The sequence below is a fragment of the Desulfomarina sp. genome (genome assembly GCF_054039375.1).
Map to the genome: position 1 here is coordinate 1 of NZ_JBPLBA010000002.1, position 6,207 is coordinate 6,207.

A 6,207-nucleotide genomic window follows, 5' to 3' on the forward strand; every position below is an offset into this window, starting at 1 on the left:
CGCTTTTTATTTTCTGATTACGTATGAAACTCAGCCTGTTATTTATGAGTCTGGGGATTGGGCCTGTTTTATCAGGCGTATTTCAAAAATCACATTAGACTGATTATAAAATGATCTGGACTGACACCTTTTCATTTGAATTCCTTATCAATTGAGATTTCCAGTGATTTTTGACCGTAGGCTAGCCTGATAAAACAGGCACATCCACAATTTGGCTGAGTTTCATGGGTAATCAAGTTTTATTTTCGCTGTTCCTTGATCTCGAACCAAAAATCTAATTTTTCAAGGCAGCCTACAGTTGTTTACTGTGTTGTGCGTTTTTATTTTTCAAAGCACCCTGTAATGGATAAACCGGGCGGGGGCTCTTGTCCAGATAATACGGCATCATCTGCTGTGCCAGGTCGGTCAGTGCAGCCTGGCGGTTGGCTGGTGAGGGATGGGTGGAGAGAAACCGGGGGACTTTTTTATCGCCCATGTCCGCCATTTTTTGCCAGAGGGAGACGGCGGCCCAGGGATTGTATCCGGCAAGGGCCGCGAGTTCAATACCCATGGTGTCCGCCTCAGTTTCCGCCGTTCTGCTGTTGGGCAGGTTGACGGCAAGGGCTGCTGCGAGTGCGCTGCCGGAGAGAATCGCTCCCCTGTGGCGACTGTTTTTCGAGGCAACGGCGAGACCGACCATGCCGATCTGTGTCGCCATGGCCATGGACATTTTTTCCGCAGTATGGTTCGCCAGGGCATGGGAAATCTCATGGCCCATAACCTGGGCGATTTCGTCATCCGTTGCCTTGATCTTTTCAATAAGTCCGGTGTAGATTGCCATTTTTCCACCGGCCATGCACCAGGCATTGACTGTATCCGGATCATCAATCACTTTGACGCTCCACTCCCAGTTGTCAGTGTAGGGATAAAGCCGGATTGCCTGGGCGATCAGCCTGCCGGTAATATATCTGATACGTGCCGAGGTAACAGGGTCACTGTCAATTTTCCCTTTTTTTTCCAGGGGGCGCAGTGTCTGGATATACGCTTCTTTTGAGGCGGAAATAGCCTGTTGTGGAGAGATGAGCATAAGCTGGGAGCGACCGGTGGGACTGGTGGCGCAGCTGCACAGAAGAAGCAGAAGAATGACTGTTACAAATTTTTTCATGGGTGTGTATAATCGGCTTTCATAATCCATAATTTACAGGCTTTCCTGAAAAAATGTCTTTCAAAATTCTAATTTGCCAATGTACCTTATATTGGTTTTGCAAATGCCCTGAATTGTAAAAATAATCCATGTCTGTCGAGGATACAACCCAAATACGCAGCATCAATTGAAGAGGTCGGAGAATGAAAATGAACGTGGGGGAATACAGGCCATTCTGGTGTGACCAGCTGCTGATGGAATATGATACTATTCTCTGGAGTTATAATATTGATCTCTCCCCGCCGATTCTGGAAATTTCCGAATCAAAACTGGAAATGGGATCCTGGAACAGCACGACCAGGACTCTCGCTCTCAGTTCCCACCTGATCACGCAATATCCCTGGACGGTAGTGCAGCAGGTCCTGAAACATGAAATGGCCCACCAGGTATGTTCAGAATTAATGGGAAGCAGTGAAACCGGGCATGGCCGGGATTTTTTGCACGCCTGTGAACTGCTCTGCGTTGAAGCGGAGTTTTGCGGGTCCTGTTCAACGCCCGCGGAACTGGAGGCAGGTCTTGCAGGAAAAAACACGATTTCCGGGTCCGGCAGGAAATTTATAGACAGGATTGAGAAACTGCTGGCCCTGGCCACCTCTCCAAATGAACATGAGGCGGCCCTGGCCATGGAAAAAGCTACTGAATTGATAGATAAATATGGAGTGAGCGCTTTTGAGCTGGGACGCAAGCGAAATTTCGGGTATATACTCATAAACAGAAAACGCAAACGGATAGAGCGGTACCAGCGGGTTATCTGCAGGATTCTGCAGGATTTTTTTTCTGTCCGGGTAGTGATGTCAACCCTCTATGACCCGTTTCTTGTCGATAGCCACAAGGTGATTGAGTTGCTCGGTACCAGGGAGAATGTGGTTATTGCGGAATACTGCTATTATTTTCTGGAAAACAAGCTGGAATCTCTTTGGAACCATAACAGACACAGGTTCAGGGGGCAGGCGAGAAGAGAGAAAAACAGTTATTTCCTTGGATTACTGGCCGGTTTTTATAAAAAACTGGAGCAGGGCAGGGAAAAACGGGAGAAGAGAGGGGGCAGAGGGAATCATTCAGTTGAAATTGAACAGATGCTGATGGTCAGCAGGAATGAACTGGACCGTTATGTGTCATCGCGATTTCCCCGGTTGCGTAAAGCAAGGCGCTCCGGCGCAAAGGTGTACCGCAATACCTATAGTGAGGGGGTAAAAACCGGTGGGACAATCACCCTGGCAAAAGGGGTGTCCGGAGATTCGAAGGAAAGTGGACGATTCGTAACAGACGGTTGAATATGGTGAAATCATTGCGTATTATTTCAAGTCGATGGGGAAGGCTGGAAGTGGAAAGACTGGGCGTTGGCAGGGATTTCAAGCTCTGGCCTGGTGGCGGACGCAGCTGGGACTGGAATGAATTCGGTACCGCTCATGGAAAAGGAATACATCCCGGGGAGCTGGAGGAACTGATTGCAAATGGCAGTCGGGTTATTGTCCTGACCACGGGGCGGCTGCACAGACTGAAGATTTCGCCGGCAACTGTGGAAAAGGCCCGGCGGGAAAATATCCGGCTCATTGTGGCTGCCACAGGAAAAGGGGTAAAACTCTATAACGAGCAGGTGGAAAAAGGTGTTGCCGTCGGAGGACTTTTTCACTCGACCTGCTGAGGACAAAAAATGGATACGGAAATTATTACCAGGTTGAAATCCTGTCTGGAAAGAGGGATTCCTGCTGCGTCTGTTACTGTAATCAGCAGTTCAGGCCATACACCCGCAAGGATAGGTGACATGATGCTTGTTCTGCCGGGGGAGAAAATCGGTTCCGTGGGAGGAGGTCAACTGGAACATTTTGTTGTTGTTGAGGCGGAGAAATTACTGGCTGCCGGGAAAAGCCGCGAGATCCAACATGGAGGTGACGGTACAGGAAAAACAGGTTCGGCCTGCGGTGGCAATGTGCGGTTGTTTGTCCGTGTTTTTGGAACCAGTCCCAGGCTGGTGATAGTTGGAGCGGGTCATGTGGCCAGGGAATTGTATACCCTGGGGGCATATCTTGGTTTTGGAGTTGTCATTGTTGACGATAGAAAGGATATGCTGGCGGCTGACGAGTTTTTGGGAGCCGAAACTGTTTTTGTTGAGCAGTTTGATGAAAACCTGAAAGAACTAATTACCGGGAACTGTTATGTGGCTATTGCCACTCGAAGCCACGAAACAGACCGGGTAGCTGTGGAGGCCCTGATCGGGGCTGATGTCCGTTATCTAGGTCTGATCGGCAGCAGCAGCAAGCTGCGGGGTATTTTCGGTTCACTACGGGAAAAAGGTATTCCAGGGGAAAGGATAGGTGAGATTCATGCCCCAATGGGCCTCAATATTGCTTCGAGAAATCCCAGGGAAATTGCCATGTCCATTATGGCTGAGATACTGCTGATAAAAAACGGTGGCTCTCCGGAATATATGCGGGATGTAAAGAATGTTGGCAATTTTTGACAGGGACGCTATAAACCCGTCCCTTGGGGCTTGACTGCAGCCGTCCTGGCTGCAGACACCCTCGGCCAAGGTCGGAATGGGACTTTTGGGGCCCATTTTATCCTCAAGTTAATGACATTGACCTATGAACTGTAATTGTTCACAAGCACCCCAGCTTTTCAGGTCGGAAAATATCAGGCCTGAATCATTTCCTCTTCAACCATGCGGTCTATAAAATCGAGAACAAACTGACGCTGGATTTTTGAGGCGTGGGCGATGCAGGTGCAGTGGAGATTGGACTGGCTGCGCACCAGCAGTTCAAAACGGACGGAAACATTGTCGATCTCTACACCCAGGTAGAAGGGTCCGTGTTCCTCATGTCCCTGCTGGGCCTCGGAGAGAAGGTCTGGCGGCAGCTCCATCCAGTAAAGGCCGATCATGGGGCCCTGTTTGAGGGTGCGTTTCAGGTAGGAGTCTATATTATCCCGTTCCATCGGGGAGAGTTCATCAATGACTATCTGTCGCATTTTTTTAAAGTGCTGGATTCAGGTTATATGTCAAGCCAGGTTGTATCCGTATTGAGGTTTTCAAAGCCTTCCTCCCGGACAACCACCATGTTTTCCAGGCGTATTCCGCCCCAGCCCGGCAGGTAGATGCCCGGTTCCACAGTAACGACCATACCGGCCTTTAATTTTTTACGGGAAAGAGGAGAAAGCCTTGGCTCCTCATGGACCGCCAGCCCCACACCGTGACCGAGACCGTGTCCGAAGCAGGAGCCGTATCCGCCATCGGAAATTACGGTGCGGGCGGCTCGGTCTACTTCTTTGCCGGTTACTCCGGCCCTGATCTTTTCCAGTCCTGCAAGCTGGGCTTTACGTACGAGTCGATGAAGCTTGAGGTATTTTTTTCCTGGTTTTCCGGGGACGAAATTCCTGGTCATGTCTGAACAGTATCCATCCAGGACCAGTCCCATGTCAATGGTGAGTGATTTATTCTTTCTGATTCTGGCCCGGGTAGGAACAGCGTGGGGCAGAGCGCTGTTTTTTCCGGAGGCAATGATGGAATCAAAGCTTGTGGATTCCGCACCTTTTCTTCGCATCAGCGTTTCAATGGCCAGGGCCAGTTCGATTTCGGTCATTTTCCCGCTGATGGTTGTGAAAATTTCCTGAAAAACCTTTTCATTGAGCCGAACAGATTGCCGTAGAAGATCAATTTCATCCTTATCCTTGATGATCCGCAGTTTTTCAACGAGGTCAGTCAGCGGGACAAGACGGATACCTTTCTTTTTCAGGGTGGAGGCCATTTTTTTTGCAACTGAATGAAGTGTATAATGGCTTTCGAAACCGAGTTTTTTTATATTCAGTTCAGGAAGAAGGCCGGTCAGCAGCTTAAGCAGTCCTTTTCTGTAAATATGGACAGTGGCCCAGGGAACATCCTGTTCGGCCTGGAGCTGGTAGCGGAAATCAGTGAGCAGATGAACAGGGCCGGAAGCCGGAATAATCAGGACACCGGAACTTTCGCCAATACCATGGTCGCCCCCCCTGTAACCACTGAGATATCTTCTGTTTTCCGGTTGGCTCACAAGAAGGGCATCGATATTCCTGCGTCGCAGACGGGTCTGCACTTTTTTTATTCGTTTCTGGTAATTCATTATAATCCCGGTGGTAATTGGTCACAGGGGCAGTAACTTTGTGATTTTATTATCTCTGAACTGTAATTACTCCCGGTGCGCTATAGGGATGGGCAGAGTCGTTCCATGATCAACTCTTTCCGTTGATCCAGGGCGTCATTATACTGGCCATTGAGGTTTGAGAGCATCTTGGACAACTCTTCATGGTACTGCGGATGCATAGCCGGATTAACAGGGCCTCCGCCTTTTCCAGATGCCATCTGCTGCTGTTCCAGTTGTGTTCGTATGGCATCTTCAAGTTGTTGAACTGACTGCTGTTTATGTTGTCCGTACTGACCAAGGAGCTGTTGCAGCTCTCCGCAGATGCTGGAGACTTCTCCACCATTTCCTGCCAGCATCAAAATACCTTTCATCGCGCTTGTTCCTTCCTGATCTCCGGATTCATCACGGGGCAGGACAATATTTCTCAACAGGGTCTGCACCATTCCGTGTCGTACGGGAATCTGGGTATCAGGGGGTTGGCTGAGCAGTTCTTCCTGGAGGTTTGCAATTTTACCATTCAAAAAATCAGCCGCCAGCCGCATGCCGGTCTTGATCAGGTTTTCACGGTCGTCTGTTGTGGGAGCTTCCTCGGCCATTTTTGCCGCCCGCTCCAGCACCATTTCCATGGTGCTTTTAATTTCTGTCATTATATCTTTGTCCCAAAAAAGAATAGAAGAAAAGTCGTTCACCCGGTCATGGATGGAGAGGTTCTCCGGCGAATGTACAATAGAGTTGCCGGGTTGGCAAAGAAAAACGTAATTACTCACAGGTACCCCAGCTTTTCGCGGTCTCTTTCGTCCGCATAGATAAAATGAGAAGGCTGGTTCCCCCTTCAACGAGCTGTGGTATATTCACGCTCAAAAAAACGCAGTCTCAAGGCTGCACAACAAAGGAGAACCAGCCATGGGTAAT

General features: G+C 49.3%; 7 protein-coding genes. 3 read left to right on the plus strand and 4 right to left on the minus strand.

Features of this window, described 5'->3' with window-relative positions:
- Positions 1–292: 292 nt before the first annotated feature.
- Positions 293–1,174: a M48 family metallopeptidase gene (locus ACXLDX_RS00030; protein ID WP_457575135.1), complete on the minus strand. Its 882-nt coding sequence runs from the start codon at positions 1,172–1,174 to the stop codon at positions 293–295.
- A gap of 152 nt (positions 1,175–1,326) precedes the next feature.
- Here ACXLDX_RS00030 and ACXLDX_RS00035 point away from each other — a divergent pair, with 152 nt between their 5' ends.
- The 3 genes from ACXLDX_RS00035 to ACXLDX_RS00045 are packed head-to-tail and all read left to right on the plus strand — an operon-like array spanning position 1,327 to position 3,644.
- On the plus strand, positions 1,327–2,457 hold the full coding sequence (locus ACXLDX_RS00035) for a SprT-like domain-containing protein (protein ID WP_457575136.1): 1,131 nt from the start codon (positions 1,327–1,329) through the stop codon (positions 2,455–2,457).
- 2 nt (positions 2,458–2,459) lie between these two features.
- Positions 2,460–2,828, plus strand: coding sequence for an MTH938/NDUFAF3 family protein (locus ACXLDX_RS00040; RefSeq protein ID WP_457575137.1), 369 nt, complete (start codon positions 2,460–2,462; stop codon positions 2,826–2,828).
- Positions 2,829–2,837: 9 nt separating this feature from the next.
- Positions 2,838–3,644: an XdhC family protein gene (locus ACXLDX_RS00045; protein ID WP_457575138.1), complete on the plus strand. Its 807-nt coding sequence runs from the start codon at positions 2,838–2,840 to the stop codon at positions 3,642–3,644.
- Positions 3,645–3,817: 173 nt separating this feature from the next.
- On the opposite strand, the gene ACXLDX_RS00050 is transcribed toward ACXLDX_RS00045, so the two are convergent.
- From ACXLDX_RS00050 to ACXLDX_RS00060, 3 genes are all read right to left on the minus strand, one after another.
- Positions 3,818–4,150, minus strand: coding sequence for a hypothetical protein (locus ACXLDX_RS00050; protein WP_457575139.1), 333 nt, complete (start codon positions 4,148–4,150; stop codon positions 3,818–3,820).
- Positions 4,151–4,173: 23 nt separating this feature from the next.
- Complete coding sequence (locus tag ACXLDX_RS00055) at positions 4,174–5,274, minus strand: M24 family metallopeptidase (RefSeq protein WP_457575140.1); 1,101 nt, start codon at positions 5,272–5,274, stop codon at positions 4,174–4,176.
- 80 nt (positions 5,275–5,354) lie between these two features.
- Positions 5,355–6,062 carry a DUF6657 family protein gene (locus tag ACXLDX_RS00060; RefSeq protein ID WP_457575141.1) on the minus strand — a complete coding sequence of 236 codons (708 nt, stop codon included), beginning with the start codon at positions 6,060–6,062 and terminating at the stop codon, positions 5,355–5,357.
- Between the last annotated feature and the right edge of the window lie 145 nt (positions 6,063–6,207).

Coding starts and splice junctions, on each gene's coding strand:
- ACXLDX_RS00030 (WP_457575135.1), bottom strand. CDS start 1,174: ATGGATTATGAAAGCCGATTATACACACCCATGAAAAAATTTGTAACA.
- ACXLDX_RS00035 (WP_457575136.1), top strand. CDS start 1,327: ATGAAAATGAACGTGGGGGAATACAGGCCATTCTGGTGTGACCAGCTG.
- ACXLDX_RS00040 (WP_457575137.1), top strand. CDS start 2,460: ATGGTGAAATCATTGCGTATTATTTCAAGTCGATGGGGAAGGCTGGAA.
- ACXLDX_RS00045 (WP_457575138.1), top strand. CDS start 2,838: ATGGATACGGAAATTATTACCAGGTTGAAATCCTGTCTGGAAAGAGGG.
- ACXLDX_RS00050 (WP_457575139.1), bottom strand. CDS start 4,150: ATGCGACAGATAGTCATTGATGAACTCTCCCCGATGGAACGGGATAAT.
- ACXLDX_RS00055 (WP_457575140.1), bottom strand. CDS start 5,274: ATGAATTACCAGAAACGAATAAAAAAAGTGCAGACCCGTCTGCGACGC.